At 61.7% G+C, this 17,709-nt stretch carries 17 protein-coding genes; 13 read left to right on the top strand and 4 right to left on the bottom strand.

Annotation, left to right across the window (positions count from 1 at the left end):
- The 4 genes from BFP96_RS31430 to BFP96_RS24415 all read left to right on the top strand — a co-directional run.
- On the top strand, positions 1-961 hold a 961-nt coding region (locus tag BFP96_RS31430), incomplete at its 5' end, for an ATP-binding domain-containing protein (protein WP_256549186.1).
- Positions 962-1,102: 141 nt separating this feature from the next.
- Positions 1,103-1,669 (top strand): YfiR family protein, encoded by a 567-nt coding sequence (locus BFP96_RS24425; protein ID WP_065883482.1) that lies wholly within the window; start codon positions 1,103-1,105, stop codon positions 1,667-1,669.
- Complete coding sequence (locus BFP96_RS24420; protein WP_065937169.1) at positions 1,666-2,928, top strand: diguanylate cyclase domain-containing protein; 1,263 nt, start codon at positions 1,666-1,668, stop codon at positions 2,926-2,928. Before BFP96_RS24425 ends, BFP96_RS24420 begins: the two co-directional genes overlap by 4 nt.
- 4 nt (positions 2,929-2,932) lie before the next feature.
- Positions 2,933-3,424, top strand: a complete 492-nt coding sequence (locus tag BFP96_RS24415; protein WP_065896457.1) for an OmpA family protein — start codon at positions 2,933-2,935, stop codon at positions 3,422-3,424.
- 159 nt (positions 3,425-3,583) lie between these two features.
- On the opposite strand, the gene BFP96_RS24410 is transcribed toward BFP96_RS24415, so the two are convergent.
- A complete protein-coding gene (locus BFP96_RS24410) occupies positions 3,584-4,531 on the bottom strand; it encodes a LysR family transcriptional regulator (RefSeq protein ID WP_065893672.1) in 948 nt (315 codons plus the stop codon).
- A gap of 124 nt (positions 4,532-4,655) precedes the next feature.
- Here BFP96_RS24410 and BFP96_RS24405 point away from each other — a divergent pair, with 124 nt between their 5' ends.
- Both BFP96_RS24405 and mmsB read left to right on the top strand, forming a co-directional pair.
- Positions 4,656-6,173: a CoA-acylating methylmalonate-semialdehyde dehydrogenase gene (locus tag BFP96_RS24405; protein ID WP_065937168.1), complete on the top strand. Its 1,518-nt coding sequence runs from the start codon at positions 4,656-4,658 to the stop codon at positions 6,171-6,173.
- Positions 6,174-6,189: 16 nt separating this feature from the next.
- Entirely contained in the window at positions 6,190-7,077 is an 888-nt protein-coding gene (gene mmsB / locus BFP96_RS24400) for a 3-hydroxyisobutyrate dehydrogenase (RefSeq protein ID WP_065893670.1), read from the top strand.
- A gap of 188 nt (positions 7,078-7,265) precedes the next feature.
- Here the strand turns inward: mmsB and BFP96_RS24395 are convergent, their stop codons facing one another.
- Entirely contained in the window at positions 7,266-7,610 is a 345-nt protein-coding gene (locus BFP96_RS24395) for a cupin domain-containing protein (RefSeq protein ID WP_010206533.1), read from the bottom strand.
- Between the two features lie 370 nt (positions 7,611-7,980).
- Between BFP96_RS24395 and kynB the strand changes: the two genes are divergently transcribed.
- Both kynB and kynA read left to right on the top strand, forming a co-directional pair.
- Positions 7,981-8,631 carry an arylformamidase gene (gene kynB, locus BFP96_RS24390; RefSeq protein WP_065883501.1) on the top strand — a complete coding sequence of 217 codons (651 nt, stop codon included), beginning with the start codon at positions 7,981-7,983 and terminating at the stop codon, positions 8,629-8,631.
- Positions 8,628-9,500: a tryptophan 2,3-dioxygenase gene (gene kynA / locus BFP96_RS24385; RefSeq protein ID WP_065937167.1), complete on the top strand. Its 873-nt coding sequence runs from the start codon at positions 8,628-8,630 to the stop codon at positions 9,498-9,500. Before kynB ends, kynA begins: the two co-directional genes overlap by 4 nt.
- Before the next feature lie 199 nt (positions 9,501-9,699).
- Here kynA and BFP96_RS24380 read toward each other — a convergent pair whose 3' ends face one another.
- Together BFP96_RS24380 and BFP96_RS24375 are read right to left on the bottom strand one after the other, a co-directional pair.
- Positions 9,700-11,100, bottom strand: coding sequence for an amino acid permease (locus BFP96_RS24380; protein WP_065893668.1), 1,401 nt, complete (start codon positions 11,098-11,100; stop codon positions 9,700-9,702).
- 163 nt (positions 11,101-11,263) lie between these two features.
- Positions 11,264-11,737 (bottom strand): Lrp/AsnC family transcriptional regulator, encoded by a 474-nt coding sequence (locus BFP96_RS24375; protein WP_065883506.1) that lies wholly within the window; start codon positions 11,735-11,737, stop codon positions 11,264-11,266.
- A gap of 144 nt (positions 11,738-11,881) precedes the next feature.
- On the opposite strand from BFP96_RS24375, the gene kynU reads away from it, so the two are divergent.
- From kynU to BFP96_RS24350, 5 genes are all read left to right on the top strand, one after another.
- On the top strand, positions 11,882-13,132 hold the full coding sequence (kynU, locus tag BFP96_RS24370; protein WP_065937166.1) for a kynureninase: 1,251 nt from the start codon (positions 11,882-11,884) through the stop codon (positions 13,130-13,132).
- Positions 13,133-13,341: 209 nt separating this feature from the next.
- The gene (locus tag BFP96_RS24365) at positions 13,342-14,748 is read left to right on the top strand and encodes an amino acid permease (RefSeq protein ID WP_065896462.1); all 1,407 of its coding nucleotides are present in this window, start codon (positions 13,342-13,344) and stop codon (positions 14,746-14,748) included.
- 46 nt (positions 14,749-14,794) lie between these two features.
- Entirely contained in the window at positions 14,795-15,562 is a 768-nt protein-coding gene (locus BFP96_RS24360) for a sulfite exporter TauE/SafE family protein (protein ID WP_065896463.1), read from the top strand.
- Between the two features lie 29 nt (positions 15,563-15,591).
- Positions 15,592-16,488, top strand: coding sequence for a LysR family transcriptional regulator (locus tag BFP96_RS24355; RefSeq protein ID WP_065893664.1), 897 nt, complete (start codon positions 15,592-15,594; stop codon positions 16,486-16,488).
- A 103-nt stretch (positions 16,489-16,591) separates the two neighbouring features.
- A complete protein-coding gene (locus BFP96_RS24350; RefSeq protein ID WP_065896465.1) occupies positions 16,592-17,485 on the top strand; it encodes an NAD-dependent epimerase/dehydratase family protein in 894 nt (297 codons plus the stop codon).
- Positions 17,486-17,709: the final 224 nt, after the last annotated feature.

Genomic DNA, 17,709 nt, shown 5'->3' with positions numbered 1-17,709 from the left:
CCGCCAATGGCTGCAGGCGGTCAGCGCCGAAGACCTCGGCAACAGCGGCTTGCAGGAAGACCTCGACGGCAGTCATCCGCTGGCCCAGCAGGTGGTGATGCTGCGCTACTCGCGTCGCTTCGGCGAGGGCAGCGGCATCGGCCAGCTGGCGCGCTGGGTCAACCAGCAGAACGCTGAGCAAGCGCGCGCGCTGTTGGCCGCGCGCAGTCATGACGACTTGTTCTGTCTCAGCCTCAAGGGCGAGCATGATCACGCGCTTGAGCGCCTGGTGCTGGACGGGCAGGGCGAAGGTGCCCAGGGCTATCGCTATTACCTGAACCTGCTGCAGTCGGCGCGTCCTGCGCCACAGACCCCGCGTGACGATCACGCCTGGACCCACTGGGCGCAACAACTGCTGCAAGCCTTCGACGCGTTCCAGTTGCTCTGCGCCGTACGCAAAGGTCCCTGGGGCGTCGAAGGGCTGAACCTGCGCATCACCGCCGCCCTGCGCAAGGTGCGGCTGATCGAGGGCGACGAGCAGTGGTATGAAGGGCGTCCGGTGCTGATGACCCGTAACGACTACGGCCTGGGCCTGATGAACGGGGATATCGGTATCGCCCTGAAATTGCCCGAGAGCGACGGCGGCCCTCAGGTGCTGCGCGTAGCTTTCCCGCGCAATGACGGCCAGGGTGGCGTGCGCTTCGTGCTGCCCAGCCGGCTCAACGATGTGGAAACCGTCTATGCCATGACCGTGCACAAATCCCAGGGGTCGGAGTTCACCCATACCGCGCTGATCCTGCCGGACGCGTTGAACCCGGTACTGACCAAAGAACTGATCTACACCGGTATCACCCGCGCCAAACGCTGGTTCAGCCTGATCGAACCCCGTGCCGGCGTCTTTGAAGAAGCCGTACGGCGCCGGGTCAAACGCTTGAGCGGGCTGATGCTGGAGCTGGACGCCACGCCCGAAGAAGCTGACTGAACGGTCATGCGATATTTTTGATTCAGATGTCTGATTTTTCTGAAAAAATACTCAGCACTTTGGAAAGCCTCGCGTCATGGGTTTTCCGCTGCTGTGCTATCGTTGCGGCATCACCATCGAATTTCTTGAGAGAATTGCTGCATGAACGTGGCTGTCTCGCTCTCAGAGCGCAGTTTGAGCTGGAGACGCCTGTTGCAGGTTGCGGTGCTATGCCTGCTCGCTCCACAGGCCTGGGCTCAAACGCCCAGTTTGGCCGAGCAGCGCGCCCAGACGGTCACCCAGGTCGTGCTGGGGATTCTCAGTTATGCCCGTTGGCCGGTGGAGCCTGTGCAACTGCGCTTGTGCATCGTCGGGCCCACCCAGTACACCGACGACCTGATCAAGGGCACTACCCAGGCCACCGGCCGACCGGTGGCAGTGCGACGCTTGCTGGCCAACCATCCGGACATCGTCAGTGCCTGCGACGCCGTCTACATCGGCAAACTCAGCGCTGACGAACGCACCGCGTTGTTTGCTTCATTGATCGGCCATCCGGTGCTCAGCATCAGCGAAGGCGGCGATCAATGCACCGTGGGCAGCCTGTTCTGCCTGCGGGTGAGTGATGCGCAAGTGTCGTTTGAGGTGAACCTGGATTCAGTTGCCCGCAGCGGCGTACGCATTCACCCCAGCGTGCTGCAACTGTCGCGCCGTCGAGCGCCGACGCCATGAGGCCGGCCAAGACGCGACCGACCCTGAGGTCGGTCATCGGCAGAGGGCACATGATCCTGGCCCTGGTGGCGGTGGCGCTGGCCAGTGTGTCCCTGACCCTGCTCGGCGTGCTGGCGCTGCGGGTGTACGCCGAACACAACCTGCACTTGATCGCACGCTCGATCAATTACACCGTGGAAGCGGCTGTGGTGTTCGACGACAGCGCCGCCGCCACTGAAGCCTTGAGCCTGATCGCTTCGACCGAAGAGGTGGCCCAGGCCGAAGTCTTTGATGCCAGTGGCAAGCTGCTGGCGCAGTGGGTGCGGCCGAACAACGGGATGTTGTCGCGGGTTGAACTCGAACTGGCGCATGCCTTGCTCGAGCAACCCATCAGCCAGCCGATCCTTCACCAGGGGCAAACGGTCGGCAGTATCCACCTGACCGGTCATGGCGGCAGCCTGTTGCGCTTCCTGCTCAGCGGCCTGGCGGGCATTGTGATCTGTACCGCGCTCAGTGCCTGGGTGGCGCTGCACCTGGCGCGGCGTCTGTTGAATGGCATCACCGGGCCGCTGCAAAGCCTTGCCGCCGTGGCCCACGCCGCCCGCAGCGAGCGCGACTTCGACCGCCGCGTGCCCCCGGCCCAGATCGCCGAACTCGACAGCCTGGGCAGCGACTTCAATGCCCTGTTGGGCGAAATGGAGGCCTGGCAAAGTCATCTGCAAAGCGAAAACGAAACCCTCGCGCACCAGGCCAGCCACGACAGCCTCACCGGCCTGCCCAACCGTGCATTCTTCGAAGGCCGGTTGATTCGAGCCTTGCGCAGCGCCGCCAAGGTCAACGAACGGGTAGGCGTGCTGTTTCTCGACAGCGATCGTTTCAAAGACATCAACGACAACTTCGGCCACGCCGCCGGCGATGCCGTACTGGTGGCCGTTGCCGAGCGCGTGCGGGCACAGCTGCGCGAAGATGACCTGGTGGCGCGCCTGGGCGGCGACGAATTCGCCGTCCTGCTGGCGCCGCTGAACAAAATCGAAGATGCGCAACGCATTGCCGACAAGATCATTGCCAGCATGGACCAATCGATCCCGCTGCCCGGCAACACCCAGGTCTTGACCTCCCTCAGTATCGGCATCGCCATTTATCCGGATCATGGCGCCACGCCCGGCACCCTGCTCAATGCCGCCGATGTGGCGATGTACCAAGCCAAGCGGCTGTCTTCGGGCAGTCAGCAAACGGCGGAGCCTGTGCACTCTGTCGTCAATGTCCAGCACAGGAGTTAATCCCTTGTTCTCTCACCCTCGCGTTCTATTTATCAGCTTGCTTCTCGCCTGCCTGGCCCTCGGCGGCTGCCAGACCCCGCCGCCCAAAGGCCTGAGCCCGGCACAAGTGGCCGTGCTCAAGCAGCAGGGTTTCGAGCTGACGGACGAAGGCTGGGCCTTCGGCTTGTCTGGCAAAGTGCTGTTTGGCAGCGACGTCGAAACCCTCAACAAGCCCAGCACCGACATCGTCGAGCGCATCGGCAAGGCCCTGGTGGGCGCAGGCATCGAACGCGTACGCGTCGACGGCCACACCGACGCGTCGGGCAAGGAACTCTACAACAAGGCCTTGTCCCTGCGCCGTGCTGAAAGTGTGGGCAAAGTGCTGAGCAGCGTGGGCATGAAACAACAAAACATCCAACTGCGCGGCCTGGGCAGCAGCGAGCCGGTGGCGGAAAATACAACGGCGGCGGGGCGCACCGAGAATCGACGCGTGTCGATTGTAGTCATCGCGGACTAAGGCCCTTCAGCCGCCTCAACTTGAAATACGATCCAATGTGGGAGGGGGCTTGCCCCCGATAGCAGTGTGTCAGCCCATAGATTTGGTAACTGACACTCCGCCATCGGGGGCAAGTCGAATCGTCGCACCGCCCCTCCCACAGTTGTCCGCGCGGCGCATTCAGTCTGCAAAGCGCATCTCCCGCGTCTCCCCCATCAACAACCCCTGATTCTGCTCCGTCACCTCCCGGATGTAATCCCACAACAACGTAATCCGCTTCAACTTCCTCAAATCCTCTCGGCAATACATCCAGAACTGCCGCGTAAGCGCAATCTGCTCCCCCAGCACCGGCAGCAGTCGCGGATCCTGCGCCGCCAAAAAACACGGCAATATCGCCATCGACCGGCCCTGCTGCGCCGCGACGTATTGCGCAATCACACTGGTACTGCGCAGGCTGGCGCTGGCGCCCGGTACTACGTTCGCCAGGTACAGCAACTCCGAGCTGAACGCCAGGTCATCCACGTAGCTGATAAACGGATGCTCGGCCAGATCCGTCGGGCGTTGGATCGGCGGGTGTTGGTCGAGGTAGTCCTGTGTGGCGTACAGCTGCAGTTTGTAATCGCACAGTTTGCAGCACACGTACGGGCCGTGTTCCGGGCGTTCCAGGGCGATGACGATGTCGGCTTCGCGCTTGGACAGGCTGATGAAGTGCGGCAGGGGCAGGATGTCCACCGAGATCGCCGGATAAGTATCGACGAAGTGGCTCAGTTGCGGGGTGACGAAGAAGCTGCCGAAGCCCTCGGTACAGCCCATGCGCACATGGCCGGACAGCGCCACGCCGGAGCCGGAGACTTGTTCGCACGCCATGTGCAGAGTGCTTTCGATGGATTCGGCGTAACCCAGCAAACGCTGGCCCTCGGCGGTCAGGACAAAACCGTTGGTCCGGGATTTTTCGAACAGCAGGGTGCCGAGCGACACTTCCAGCGAGCTGATGCGCCGCGACACCGTGGTGTAGTCAACCGCCAGGCGCTTGGCGGCGACACTGGCCTTGCGGGTGCGGGCCACTTCGAGAAAAAACTTCAGGTCGTCCCAGTTCAGGGAGCCCAGTGATGTGATGTTTTTTTGCATATTGGACCGGATTTTATGTGCGTTCTTATTAGAGATTTGCACATCTATACTCCAAAAACAGTCCGAACGCCTCCTTCTTCAAGGCGATTCACTCTCTGCATAACAACAAGATCCGGAGACCCTCATGAACGCATCTGCCGATATTTCCGTACAACAGGTCAAGTTGCTGATCAACGGCGAGTGGGTCGAGTCCAAGACCACCGAATGGCAAGACATCGTCAACCCGGCTACCCAGCAAGTGCTGGCCAAAGTCCCGTTCGCCACGGCCGATGAGGTCAACGCGGCCATCGATGCGGCCCATCGCGCCTTCCAGACCTGGAAGCTGACGCCGATCGGCGCGCGCATGCGCATCATGCTCAAGCTGCAAGCCTTGATCCGCGAACATTCCAAGCGCATTGCCGTGGTCCTCAGCAACGAGCAGGGCAAGACCATTGCCGATGCCGAGGGCGATATTTTCCGTGGCCTGGAAGTGGTGGAGCACGCCTGTTCCATCGGCACCCTGCAAATGGGCGAATTCGCTGAAAACGTCGCTGGTGGCGTCGATACCTACACGCTGCGCCAACCCATCGGCGTGTGCGCCGGTATCACTCCGTTCAACTTCCCGGCGATGATTCCGCTGTGGATGTTCCCGATGGCCATTGCGTGCGGGAATACCTTCGTCCTGAAACCGTCAGAGCAAGACCCGCTGTCGACCATGCTGCTGGTGGAGCTGGCGCTGGAAGCCGGTGTGCCGGCTGGCGTGCTTAACGTGGTGCACGGCGGCAAGGACGTGGTGGATGCGCTGTGCACCCACAAAGACATCAAGGCCGTGTCCTTCGTCGGCTCGACCGCCGTGGGCACCCACGTCTATGACCTGGCTGGCAAACACGGCAAGCGCGTGCAATCGATGATGGGCGCCAAGAACCACGCGGTGGTGCTGCCGGACGCCAACCGCGAACACACCCTCAATGCCCTGGTCGGTGCCGGTTTCGGCGCGGCGGGCCAACGTTGCATGGCCACCTCGGTGGTGGTGCTGGTGGGCGCGTCCAAGCAATGGCTGCCGGACCTCAAGGCACTGGCGCAAAAGCTCAAGGTCAACGCCGGCAGCGAGGCGGGTACGGATGTGGGCCCGGTGATCTCCAAGCGCGCCAAGGCACGCATTCTGGAGCTGATCGAAAGCGGCGTGAAAGAAGGCGCCACGCTGGAGCTGGACGGCCGCGACATCAAGGTGCCGGGCTTCGAGCAAGGCAACTTTGTCGGCCCGACCCTGTTCTCGGGCGTGACCACCGACATGCGCATCTACACCGAAGAAATCTTCGGCCCGGTGCTGGTGGTGCTGGAGGTCGACACCCTCGATCAAGCCATTGCGCTGGTCAACGCCAACCCGTTCGGCAACGGCACCGGCCTGTTCACCCAGAGCGGCGCGGCGGCGCGTAAGTTCCAGAGTGAAATCGATGTAGGCCAGGTCGGCATCAACATTCCGATCCCGGTGCCGGTGCCGTTTTTCAGCTTCACCGGCTCCCGTGGTTCCAAGCTGGGTGACCTGGGCCCGTACGGCAAGCAGGTGGTGCAGTTCTACACCCAGACCAAGACCGTCACCAGCCGCTGGTTCGATGACGACACGGTCAACGATGGCGTCAACACCACCATCAACCTGCGCTGAGACCTGGGAGACGACCATGAAGATTGCATTTATCGGCCTGGGCAACATGGGCGCGCCCATGGCCCGCAACCTGATCAAGGCCGGGCACGCGCTGAACCTGTTTGACCTGAACCAGACCGTGCTCAAGGAACTGGCCGAGTTGGGCGGTCACATCAGCGACTCCCCGCGTGACGCGGCCCAGGGCGCTGAACTGGTGATCACCATGCTGCCGGCCGCCGCCCATGTGCGCAGTGTGTGGCTGAATGAAGACGGTGTGCTCGCCGGCATCGGCAGCGGCATTCCCGCCGTGGATTGCAGCACCATCGACCCGCAGACCGCCCGAGATGTCGCCGCTGCCGCCGCCCGGCAAGGCGTGGTGATGGCTGACGCTCCGGTGTCCGGCGGCACCGGCGGGGCGCAAGCCGGCACGCTGACCTTCATGGTCGGCGCCACGCCTGAACTGTTCGCCACCCTGCAACCGGTACTGGCGCAGATGGGCCGCAACATCGTGCACTGCGGCGAGGTGGGCACCGGGCAAATCGCCAAGATCTGCAACAACCTGCTGCTGGGCATCAGCATGGTCGGCGTCAGTGAGGCGATGGCCCTGGGCGATGCACTGGGCATCGACACGCAGGTGCTGGCCGGCATCATCAACAGCTCGACCGGGCGCTGCTGGAGTTCGGACACCTACAATCCATGGCCGGGCGTGATTGAAACTGCGCCGTCGTCGCGCGGTTACACCGGCGGTTTTGGCGCCGACCTGATGCTCAAGGACCTGGGCCTGGCCACCGAAGCGGCGCGCCAGGCAAAACAGCCGGTGATCCTCGGTGCGGTGGCCCAGCAGTTGTATCAATCGATGAGCCAGCGTGGGGAAGGGGGTAAGGACTTTTCGGCGATCATTAACAGCTATCGCAAGCCTGAATGATGGGGTGAGTGGAGTTGAGGCAATAAGGTCTACTGTAGGAGCGAGCTTGCTCGCGAAGAACTGACAGACGCCGCGTGCATCCAGGAAACACGCGTTATCGTTGACGTATTTCGCGAGCAAGCTCGCTCCTACAAACGATGTCGGGCGAGCCCGTTCACCGTAGGAAAGCCGCTTGCTGTAGAGATGGCTCAAGCAAACACGAAATACTTACGCACCGTCTCCACCACCTCCCACGTCCCCTTCATCCCGGGCTCCACCACAAAGATATCCCCAGCCCGCAGGTGAATCGGCTCCAAGCCTTCCGGCGTGATGATGCAATAGCCTTCCTGGAAGTGGCAGTACTCCCATTTCACGTAGTCCACGTACCACTTGCCCGGCGTGCAGATCCAGGTGCCCATGATCTTGCTGCCGTCTTCGCTGGTGTAGGCGTTGAGGTTGACGGTGTGCGGGTCGCCTTCGAGCTTTTCCCATTTGCAGGCATCCAGGACCGGCAAGGGATGGGTGTCGCGCAGTACGGTGATGGGCTTGGACATGATGACTCCGAGGCAAGGGAATAAGAGTCGAACCCTATAGCGTCGCAGCGGGGGCTGATGGTCTGGACTCGACATCGGTATGCCCAGAAGCGCAGCCTAATACGAAGCGCGGTCAATGTGGGAGGGGGCTTGCCCCCGATGGCGGCGTGTCAGCCAACTTCTGATTGACTGGCCCACTGCTATCGGGGGCAAGCCCCCTCCCACATTGATTGCCGGTGGCATCGCCACTGTGTTCAGAGGCGGTTCTGCGCGTAAATCAGCGACTTTCTCGCAGTAACTGCGAAAGAACTCCCCGTTCACGCCAGAATTCGCAAGAAAATTCACGTCCGGCCCTCGTATCATTCACCCAGGAATGAGTGAGAGCCGTGAAATGAACCCAATAAAAACGTGGTGGGATATCAGCCCGCCCTTGAGTGCGGCGACCCCGACCTGGCCGGGCGATACGCCGTTCCAGGAAGAGCGCGTGTGGCAGTTCGGGCCGCAGTGCCCGGTGAATGTGGGGCGTGTGACGCTGTCGCCGCACACCGGCGCCCATGTGGATGCGCCGCTGCATTACAGCGCCGACGGCGCGCCGATTGGCGAGGTGTCGTTGGACGTGTACATGGGCCCGTGCCGAGTGTTGCACTGCCTGGGCAGTGGTGCCCTGGTGCAACCGCATCAACTGCAGGGGCGTGTGGATAACCTGCCCGAACGCGTGCTGCTGCGCACTTATCCACAAGCCCCCCTGACGCAATGGGATTCAGACTTCACGGCCATCGCCCCGCAAACCATCGAGCTGCTGGCCGGCCTCGGCGTGCGCCTGATCGGGATCGACACGCCCTCCCTGGACCCGCAACAGTCCAAGACCATGGACTCGCACAACGCTGTGGCGCGCCATGGCATGGCGATCCTCGAAGGCATCGTGCTTGACGACGTACCGGAGGGCGACTACGAACTGATCGCGCTGCCGCTGCGTTTCGCCAACCTGGACGCCAGCCCGGTCCGCGCAATCCTGCGCCCGCTTTTGGAGCCCACGCGATGAGCCAGTGTCCCTTCTCTCCAGAATATAAGCCTGCCGATTACCGACCCCCGGAGGAATGGCACAACGCCGAACTGAATTTTTCCGAGTCCATGAGCTACGGCGACTACCTGGACCTGGGCAAAGTCCTCAGCGCCCAGCACCCGCTGTCGCCGGACCATAACGAAATGCTCTTCATCATCCAGCACCAGACCTCGGAGCTGTGGATGAAACTGATGCTGCACGAACTCAAGGCGGCCCGCGACCATGTGCGCCTCGGTGAGTTGCCGCCGGCGTTCAAGATGCTGGCGCGGGTCTCACGGATCTTCGATCAACTGGTGCATGCCTGGGCGGTGCTGGCGACCATGACGCCGTCGGAGTACAAGGCGATCCGCCCGTTCCTGGGGCAGTCGTCGGGGTTCCAGTCGTTCCAGTACCGCGAGATCGAATTCATTCTCGGCAACAAGAGCCCGGCGCTGCTGCGGCCCCATGCCCATCGCCCGGAGTTGCTGCAGCAATTGCAGGTGGCGATTGCTACGCCGTCGTTGTATGACGAGGCGGTAAACCTGATGGTCAAGGCGGGGCTGGCGATTGATCCCCAGCGCGCCGAACGCGACCCAACGGTGGCGACGGTGCACGATGAGTCGGTAGAAGCGGCCTGGCGCGAGGTGTATCGCGACCCGAGTCGTTACTGGGATTTGTATCAATTGGCCGAGAAGTTTATCGACCTGGAAGATTCATTCCGCCAGTGGCGCTTCCGGCATGTCACCACGGTGGAGCGGATCATCGGCTTCCAACCGGGTACCGGCGGCACGGAAGGTGTGGGTTACCTGCGCAAGATGCTCGACACGGTGCTGTTCCCCGAACTGTGGCGAGTGCGTTCCACGCTCTAAACAAAAGCCCCGGATTACCGGGGCTGATCGTTCCCACGCTCTGCGTGGGAATGTAGCTTTGGACGCTCTGCGTCCGCTTCCAGAGTCGCGACGCGGAGCGTCACAGGATGCATTCCCACGCGGAGCGTGGGAACGATCAACATTAGCCATATCAGTGGCTGACACACTGCAATCGGGGGCAAGCCCCCTCCCACATGGGTTACTGCGCTGTCACGACCTTCGCGTTTCGGACTCGCAACCGATACGCCACATAGATAATCCCCACCCACACCGGCATCGCATACACCGACTCACGAATATCCGGGATCGCCAGCATCACGCTGATGATCACCAGCATGAACGCCAGGCACAGGTAGTTGCTGAACGGGAACCAGAAGGTCTTGAACGACGGCGTCACGCCTTGCTCGCCCATGGCCTTGCGGAACTTGATGTGGGTGATGCTGATCAGCGCCCAGTTGATCATCAGCGAGGCAACCACCAATGCGAACAGCAATTCCAGGGCACTCTTCGGCGCAACGTAGTTGACCACCACGCACAGCAGGGTCACCAGCGCCGAAATCGCCAGCGCCCGCAATGGCACGCCTTGCTTGTTGAGCTTCATCAACGCCTTGGGTGCGTCGCCTTGCTCGGCCAGGCCGAACAGCATGCGGCTGTTGCAGTACACGCCGCTGTTGTAGACCGACAGCGCCGCGGTCAGCACCACGAAGTTGAGGATGTGCGCAGCGGTGTCATTGCCGATCAGCGAGAAAATCTGCACGAACGGGCTACCGCTGTAGGGATCGCCCGACGCGCCGAGGGTTTGCAGCAGTTGGTCCCACGGGTACAGCGACAGCAGCACGGCGAGGGCGCCGACGTAGAAAATCAGGATCCGGTACACCACCTGGTTGATCGCCTTCGGGATCACCTTGCGCGGCTCGCTGGCCTCGGCGGCGGTGATGCCGACCAGCTCCAGGCCACCGAACGAGAACATGATGAACGCCATCGACATCAACAGTCCCATGCCACCGTTCGGGAAGAAACCGCCGTGGCTCCACAGGTTGCTGACCGACGCCTGCGGGCCGCCGGTACCGCTGAACAGCAGGTAGCAGCCGAGCACGATCATGCCGACAATCGCCACCACCTTGATGATCGCGAACCAGAACTCGGCTTCACCGAAGAACTTCACGTTCAGGGTGTTGATCAGGTTGACCGCGACAAAGAACACCAGCGCACTGACCCAGGTCGGGACTTCCGGCCACCAGAACTGGATGTATTTGCCCACGGCCGTCAGTTCGGCCATGCCCACCAACACGTACAGCACCCAGTAGTTCCAGCCTGCGAGAAAGCCCGCGTAACCGCTCCAGTATTTATGCGCGAAGTGGCTGAAAGATCCGGCCACCGGCTCTTCGACGATCATCTCGCCGAGCTGGCGCATGATCAGGAAGGCGATGAAACCGGCTATCGCGTAACCCAGGATCATCGACGGCCCTGCCGACTTGAGCACCCCGGCCGAGCCGAGGAACAGCCCCGTGCCAATCGCCCCTCCCAAGGCGATCAATTGAATGTGCCGGTTCTTCAGGCCGCGCTTGAGGCCCACCGGGTTTACCATGTCATCCGCCATTAACGTTCCCTTCATACTTGTTTTTCTTAAGGGTGAGTGCTGGCGCATCAGCCCCTCAGAAGTGCTGAGGGGCAGATATTACTCTGCGTAAACTTTTCGTAATACAGCTGGACGCCATCAAGTGCCTGATCCGCAGCGCGCCCACGCGTTTGGCGGGCAGGGGCTATTTGCGCAGGACCAGATCCAGCACCTCATCCCGATCCTTGATTTTCTGCAGCACAATCTCCGAACGTATATCCACGACCCCCGCCGTGCGGTTGAGTTGGTTCACGATAAAGTCCGAAAAATGCTTGAGGTTGCGCGCCTGGACCCGCAGCACATAGTTGCTCGCGCCGGTGACCACATAGGCACTGGCCACCTCCGGCCAGCCCTGTACTTTCTCGATGAAGGTCTCATGCCAATCTTCCACATCCTGGCGCAAGGACAGGTGCACGATGGCCTCAAGCTCAATGCCCAGCTGCTCGGCATTGAGTACCGCCCGATAGCCGCTGACCACGCCTTCGCTTTCCAGCAGGCGCAGACGGCGCAGGCAGGCCGAGGGTGACAGCGCGACTTTTTCCGCCAGTTCCTGGTTGCTGATACGGCCATCCTGTTGCAGGAAATGCAGGAGGCGCAGGTCGGTGGCGTCAAGAATCATAATTTGAATAAATCCGCGTTTTTGGAAGTTAAATTCGAATTTCCTACAGCTTAAATAGCGCTTCACCTACCACTTTGCACGAAAATTCTCTAAAGCTTCGTTCATTATTTGGTCCATCTTCTCTTATAAAAACCAGGACAGACCATGACCACCCGAAGCCATTGCCAAGCCCTCGACGTCCAGGACCCGCTGGCGCCTTTGCGCGATCAGTTCGCCTTGCCGGCGGGCGTCATCTACCTCGACGGTAATTCCCTCGGCGCGCGTCCGCTGGCCTCGCTGGCGCGGGCGCAACAGGTGATCGCCGAGGAATGGGGCAACGGCCTGATTCGCAGTTGGAACAGTGCCGGATGGGCGGACCTGTCCCTGCGCCTGGGCAATCGCCTGGCACCGCTGATCGGCGCCGGCGAGGGCGAAGTGGCGGTGACCGATACCACGTCCATCAACCTGTTCAAGGTGCTCAGCGCGGCGCTGAGCGTACAGCGCGAGCGTGCGCCGGCGCGCAAGGTGATCGTCAGCGAAGCGAGCAATTTTCCCACCGACCTGTACATCGCCGAGGGCCTCGCCGAGCTGCTGCAACAGGGTTATGTGCTGCGCCTGGTCAACAGCCCGGACGAACTGCCCAGCGCCATCGACCAGGATGTGGCGGTGGTGATGGTCACCCACGTCAACTACAAGAGCGGCTATATGTATGACATGCACGCGCTCACCGCCTTGAGCCATGAGTGCGGCGCGTTGAGCCTCTGGGACCTGGCGCATTCGGCCGGTGCCGTGCCCATCGATCTGCACGCGGCCGGGGCCGATTATGCGATTGGCTGCACCTACAAATACCTCAATGGCGGCCCGGGCTCCCAGGCGTTCGTGTGGGTCAACCCCGCGTTGGTGGACCTGGTGCGCCAGCCGCTGTCGGGCTGGTTCGGGCATACCCGTCAGTTTGCGATGGAGTCCAACTACGCGCCGAGTGCCGGCATCGCCCGCTACCTGTGCGGCACCCAGCCGATCACCTCGCTGGCCATGGTGGAATGCGGGCTGGAGATATTTGAACAGACGGACATGGCCAGCCTGCGCAGCAAATCCCTGGCGTTGACCGATCTGTTTATCGAGCGGGTCGAGGCACGCTGCGCCGTTCATGGCTTGAAGCTGATCACCCCGCGTGAACACGCCAGGCGCGGCAGTCATGTGAGTTTCGAACACCCTCAAGGGTATGCGGTGATACAGGCGCTGATCGCCCGGGGCGTGATCGGTGACTACCGTGAGCCGCACATCATGCGATTCGGTTTTACCCCGCTGTACACACGCTTTACCGACGTGTGGGATGCGGTGGAAATCCTCGGTGACATTCTCGACAACACCACCTGGGACCAGCCGCAATTCAAGGTGCGTAACAGCGTGACCTAAGAGCTTAAGCGTACCCCGCCCTCTGTAGGAGCGAGCTTGCTCGCGAAAAACTCACAGGCACCGTGTTCATTCAGGAAGCACGCGTTATCGTTGACATTTTTCGCGAGCAAGCTCGCTCCTACAGCGGGCCAGGTACGCTTGACTGACTGGCATCAGGACTTGTCATCTGTGACAACAGCAGCAATCACAATAATAAAGGGGCACGCCACGTGACCACGCCAGACAACGGCTTTGCAGAAATCACCCACCGCGAACTGGGCCTCAGGCGCCAGCTCACATCCGGGCAAATGAGCATGATCGCCATCGGCGGCGCCATTGGTACCGGGCTGTTCATGGGCAGCGCCTACGCGATTGGCTATGCCGGGCCCAGCGTATTGCTCAGCTACGCCATCGGTGCGTTGATTACCTTGATCCTGATGGGGTGCCTGGCGGAGATGACGGTGGCCCATTCCACCTCCGGCTCTTTTGGCGCCTACGCCGAGTTTTATATTGGCCCGCTGGCCGGGTTCCTGGTGCGTTATGCCTATTGGGCGGCGATTGTGCTGGCAGTCGGCGCCGAAGTGACGGCGGTGGCGATGTACATGAAGTACTGGTTCACCAACGTGCCGGAATGGGTATGGATCGTGTCGTTCTCCAGCGTGTTGATCCTGCTCAATGCGATCAGCGTGAAGACCTTTGGCAACTTCGAATACTGGTTCTCCACCATCAAAATCAGCGCGATCGTCGGCTTCATCATCCTGGCGGTGTACGTGGTGTTCGGCTCCGGCAACCCGGAATATGGCGTGCAGAACTACACGGCCCATGAGGGGTTTTTCCCCCATGGGTTGAGCGGTATGTGGATCGCGGTAATCGTGTCGATCTTCAGCTATCTCAGTGTGGAGATGATCGCGGTGGCTGCCGGTGAAGCGGCCGACCCGGAGCGAGCGGTGAAGAAAGCCTTTCGCGCGACTCTCGTGCGCCTGGTGGTGTTCTACCTGCTGACCCTGGCCCTGATGCTGGCCATCGTGCCGTGGAACCAGGCGGGTCAGGCCCAGAGCCCGTTCGTCACAGTGATGCAGACCATCGGCATTCCCGGCGCCACCGGGGTGATGAATTTCGTGATTCTGGTCGCGGCGCTGTCGGCGATGAACAGCCAGCTCTACATCACCACGCGCATGATGTTCAGCCTGTCCCGCGCAGGGTTTGCGCCCAGGTCCATGGGCGCGTTGAGCAACAGCGGTATCCCGCTCAATGCCTTGCTGCTGTCCAGCTCCGGTATCGCATTGGCGACCCTGCTCAATGTGCTGTACCCGGACAGTTCGTTCACGCTGATGATGGCGATCTCGATGTTTGGGGCAATTTTCACCTGGTTCATGATCTTCCTCACGCACCTGTTTTTCCGGCGCTACCGCAAGCGCCACGGCGGGCCGACGCTGTCCTTCGAGCTGCGCCTGTTTCCGTACAGCACCTTGCTGGGGCTGGTACTGATGGGCGCGGTGATGATCACCACGTATTTCACCGAGGCGTTCAGGATGACCCTGGTGTTTGGCGTGCCGTTCCTGCTGATCCTGAGCGCGGTATATTACGGGTTTTTCCGCAAGGGCAGGGCCGGGGCATCGAGCAAGGCCCTGGTATGACACCGGCAGGTGTTCGAACGACGGCAGTTGACGGCATACTCCCGGCATGATGACTTTTCTGACGTTCTATCAAAACCTCGGCCCGGCCCTGACGCTGTTGGTTGTCGGCACGTTCCTGCTGGCCGGTATGGTCAAGGGAGTGATTGGCCTTGGCCTGCCCACGGTGGCCATGGGCATGCTCGGCCTGGCTATGCTGCCGGCGCAGGCTGCGGCGTTACTGATCATTCCGTCGACGGTCACCAACCTCTGGCAACTGGCGTTGGGTGGTCACCTGGGTACCTTGCTCAAGCGCCTGTGGCCGATGTTGCTGCTGGTTGTCCTCGGTGCCGGGCTGGGCACGCTGTGGCTGGGCCTGGACGGTGGGCCGTGGGTGGTACGCGCGTTGGGCGCAGCGTTACTGGTGTATGCGCTGAGTGGATTATTCCTGCCGACCTTCAAGGTGCAACCCCGAACGGAGCGCTGGCTTGGCCCGCTGTGCGGGCTGGTCACGGGCGTCATCACGGCGGCCACCGGCGTGTTCGTGATTCCTGCGGTGCCGTACCTGCAGGCGCTAGGGTTGAGCCGCGATCAGTTGGTGCAGGCGCTGGGGCTGTCGTTCAGCGTCTCGACCCTCGCGCTGGCCGGCGGGCTCGCCTGGCGCGGCGCGCTCGGTGGCGGTGAAATCAGTGCATCGTTGTTGGCGCTGGTGCCGGCGTTGCTGGGGATGTGGTTGGGCCAGGTAGTGCGCCAGCGCATCAGTGCGCTGTGGTTCAAGCGCGGATTTTTCAGTGGTATGGCGCTATTGGGAGGCCATTTGTTGCTCAGTGGTCAATAATGAGCCCGAGCCGATAACCAGGACAGCCCGTGAAAGCCCGATCCGATGAACTACAGATTTTTGTCAGCGTGATCGAGTGCGGCTCGATTTCCGCCGCCGCCGAGCAGGTCGGCCAGACGCCGTCGGCGGTCAGCCGCACCTTGTCGCGCCTGGAGGCCAAGCTCGATACCACCCTGATCAACCGCACCACGCGGCGCATGGACTTGACCGAGGAGGGCCGGTACTTCTTCGAGCAGGCCAAGGTGATCCTGGCGCAAATGCAAGAGCTGGAAGAGCGTCTGTCGTCACGCCAGCAAAAACCGGCCGGGCGGCTGCGCATCAATGCGGCGGTGCCGTTCATGCTGCACGGGATCATGCCGTACATCGGCGAGTTTCGTGGCCTGTACCCGGATATCCAATTGGAGCTCAACAGCGACGACGTGATCATCGACCTGCTGGAGCAAAGCACCGACATTGCCATTCGTATCGGCACCCTGGCCGACTCCACCCTGCATGCCCGCGCCCTGGGCAGCACGCCGCTGCATATCCTGGCCAGCGCCGCATACCTCAAGCAATACGGCACGCCGACCACCGTCGCCGAGTTGGCCGGGCATACGTTGCTGGGGTTCACCCACACCGACACCCTCAACCATTGGCCGCTGCGCCATGCCGAAGGTGACCGCTGGCTGATCCAGCCGGGCATTGCCGCCTCCAGCGGTGAAACCGTGCGCCACCTGGCATTGGAGGGGCAGGGCATTTGCTGTCTGTCCAACTTCATGACCCACAAAGACATCGATGCCGGGCGCCTGGTGCCACTGCTGGACACCTTCAACAGTGGCTACCGCCAGCCGATCCATGCGGTGTACTACCGCAACTCCCAACTGGCGTTGCGTATCCAGTGCTTCCTGGACTTTATCCAGGCCAAATTGGCGCGTTATGCCCGCTGATTCGTGACTGCCGCGCAAGAGTGAATTGGCCGGCACGGGGTTATTCGACGCCGGGGGCTGCTGGATACTGGGCTCATCACTTACCCAGTCAGGAGCACTCTCCATGAATGTATTCGTTACCGGCGCAGCCGGTTTTATCGGCGGTTCCATCGCCACCGGCCTGGTCAAGGCCGGGCACGCCGTCACTGGCCTGGTGCGCAGCGCCGAGCAAGCTACTGAAATGACGGCACTGGGCATCACCCCAGTAATCGGCACCCTCGATGACGCGGCGGTCTTGACCGCACAGGCGCAGCAAGCCGATGCGGTGATCAACGCCGCCAGCAGCGACCATCGCGCCGGCGTCGAAACCCTGCTGGCTGCCTTGAAAGGCTCCAACAAGCCGTTCCTGCACACCAGCGGTTCGAGCATTGTCGGCGACGCGTCGGGCGGCAAGGCCAGTGATGTCATTTACTTCGAAGACAATCTGCCGCAGCCGACCGCCGACAAGGCCCCTCGGGTGGCGATCGATAACCTGATCCTGGCCGCCGCCAGGGAGGGTGTGAATTCGGCCGTGATCTGTAACACCCTGATCTACGGTCACAGCCTGGGCGTGAAACGCGACAGCGTGCAATTGCCGCGCTTGCTCAAGCAGGCTCGCAACAGTGGTGTGGTACGTCATGTGGGGCCGGGGCAGAACATCTGGTCCAATGTGCATATCGAAGACGTGGTCGCGCTGTACCTGCTGGCGCTGACGAACAATGTGCCGGGCACGTTCTACTTCGTGGAAAGCGGCGAAGCGGCCTTTATCGACATGACCACGGCGATTGCCCAGGCGTTGAACCTGGGCGAGCCGCAGGACTGGCCATTGGCCGATGCTGAGGCCGAGTGGGGTTATGAAATGGCCAACTACGGGCTGGGCTCCAACAGCCGAGTGCGCGGCAAGCATGCCCGGGAACGGCTGGGCTGGGTGCCGACGCGTACGTCGGTGGTGGAGTGGATTCGTCACGAGATGGTGTGATGTTCGCTTGATACCGGGGTGAGGCTATCGGGGGCAAGCCCCCTCCCACATTTGAACTGTGAGTACATTCAAAGTGTGGGAGGGGGCTTGCCCCCGATGGCGGCCTCAGGGCCGACCAGGATGTTGGACCGAGTACATATCCGTTTCTGCGGTCACGGCCACTTAGGGTTCCGCCCTGACGGCGGGTCACTTTGGAAAAGCCCCAAAGTAACCAAAGGGCTCTT

Source organism: Pseudomonas sp. 34 E 7 (genome assembly GCF_900005715.1).
GTDB classification, from domain to species: domain Bacteria; phylum Pseudomonadota; class Gammaproteobacteria; order Pseudomonadales; family Pseudomonadaceae; genus Aquipseudomonas; species Aquipseudomonas orientalis_A.
Note: the sequence above shows the minus strand (reverse complement) of the source record. Positions and strands in the feature narration are given on the sequence as shown.

Excerpts from the sequence above, each read along its gene's own strand:
- mmsB (WP_065893670.1), top strand. The coding sequence starts at position 6,190 with ATGAAGATTGCATTTATCGGCCTGGGCAACATGGGCGCGCCCATGGCC.
- kynB (WP_065883501.1), top strand. The coding sequence starts at position 7,981 with ATGAACCCAATAAAAACGTGGTGGGATATCAGCCCGCCCTTGAGTGCG.
- BFP96_RS24395 (WP_010206533.1), bottom strand. The coding sequence starts at position 7,610 with ATGTCCAAGCCCATCACCGTACTGCGCGACACCCATCCCTTGCCGGTC.
- kynU (WP_065937166.1), top strand. The coding sequence starts at position 11,882 with ATGACCACCCGAAGCCATTGCCAAGCCCTCGACGTCCAGGACCCGCTG.
- BFP96_RS24405 (WP_065937168.1), top strand. The coding sequence starts at position 4,656 with ATGAACGCATCTGCCGATATTTCCGTACAACAGGTCAAGTTGCTGATC.
- BFP96_RS24360 (WP_065896463.1), top strand. The coding sequence starts at position 14,795 with ATGATGACTTTTCTGACGTTCTATCAAAACCTCGGCCCGGCCCTGACG.
- BFP96_RS24375 (WP_065883506.1), bottom strand. The coding sequence starts at position 11,737 with ATGATTCTTGACGCCACCGACCTGCGCCTCCTGCATTTCCTGCAACAG.
- BFP96_RS24425 (WP_065883482.1), top strand. The coding sequence starts at position 1,103 with ATGAACGTGGCTGTCTCGCTCTCAGAGCGCAGTTTGAGCTGGAGACGC.
- kynA (WP_065937167.1), top strand. The coding sequence starts at position 8,628 with ATGAGCCAGTGTCCCTTCTCTCCAGAATATAAGCCTGCCGATTACCGA.
- BFP96_RS24420 (WP_065937169.1), top strand. The coding sequence starts at position 1,666 with ATGAGGCCGGCCAAGACGCGACCGACCCTGAGGTCGGTCATCGGCAGA.
- BFP96_RS24380 (WP_065893668.1), bottom strand. The coding sequence starts at position 11,100 with ATGGCGGATGACATGGTAAACCCGGTGGGCCTCAAGCGCGGCCTGAAG.
- BFP96_RS24410 (WP_065893672.1), bottom strand. The coding sequence starts at position 4,531 with ATGCAAAAAAACATCACATCACTGGGCTCCCTGAACTGGGACGACCTG.
- BFP96_RS24350 (WP_065896465.1), top strand. The coding sequence starts at position 16,592 with ATGAATGTATTCGTTACCGGCGCAGCCGGTTTTATCGGCGGTTCCATC.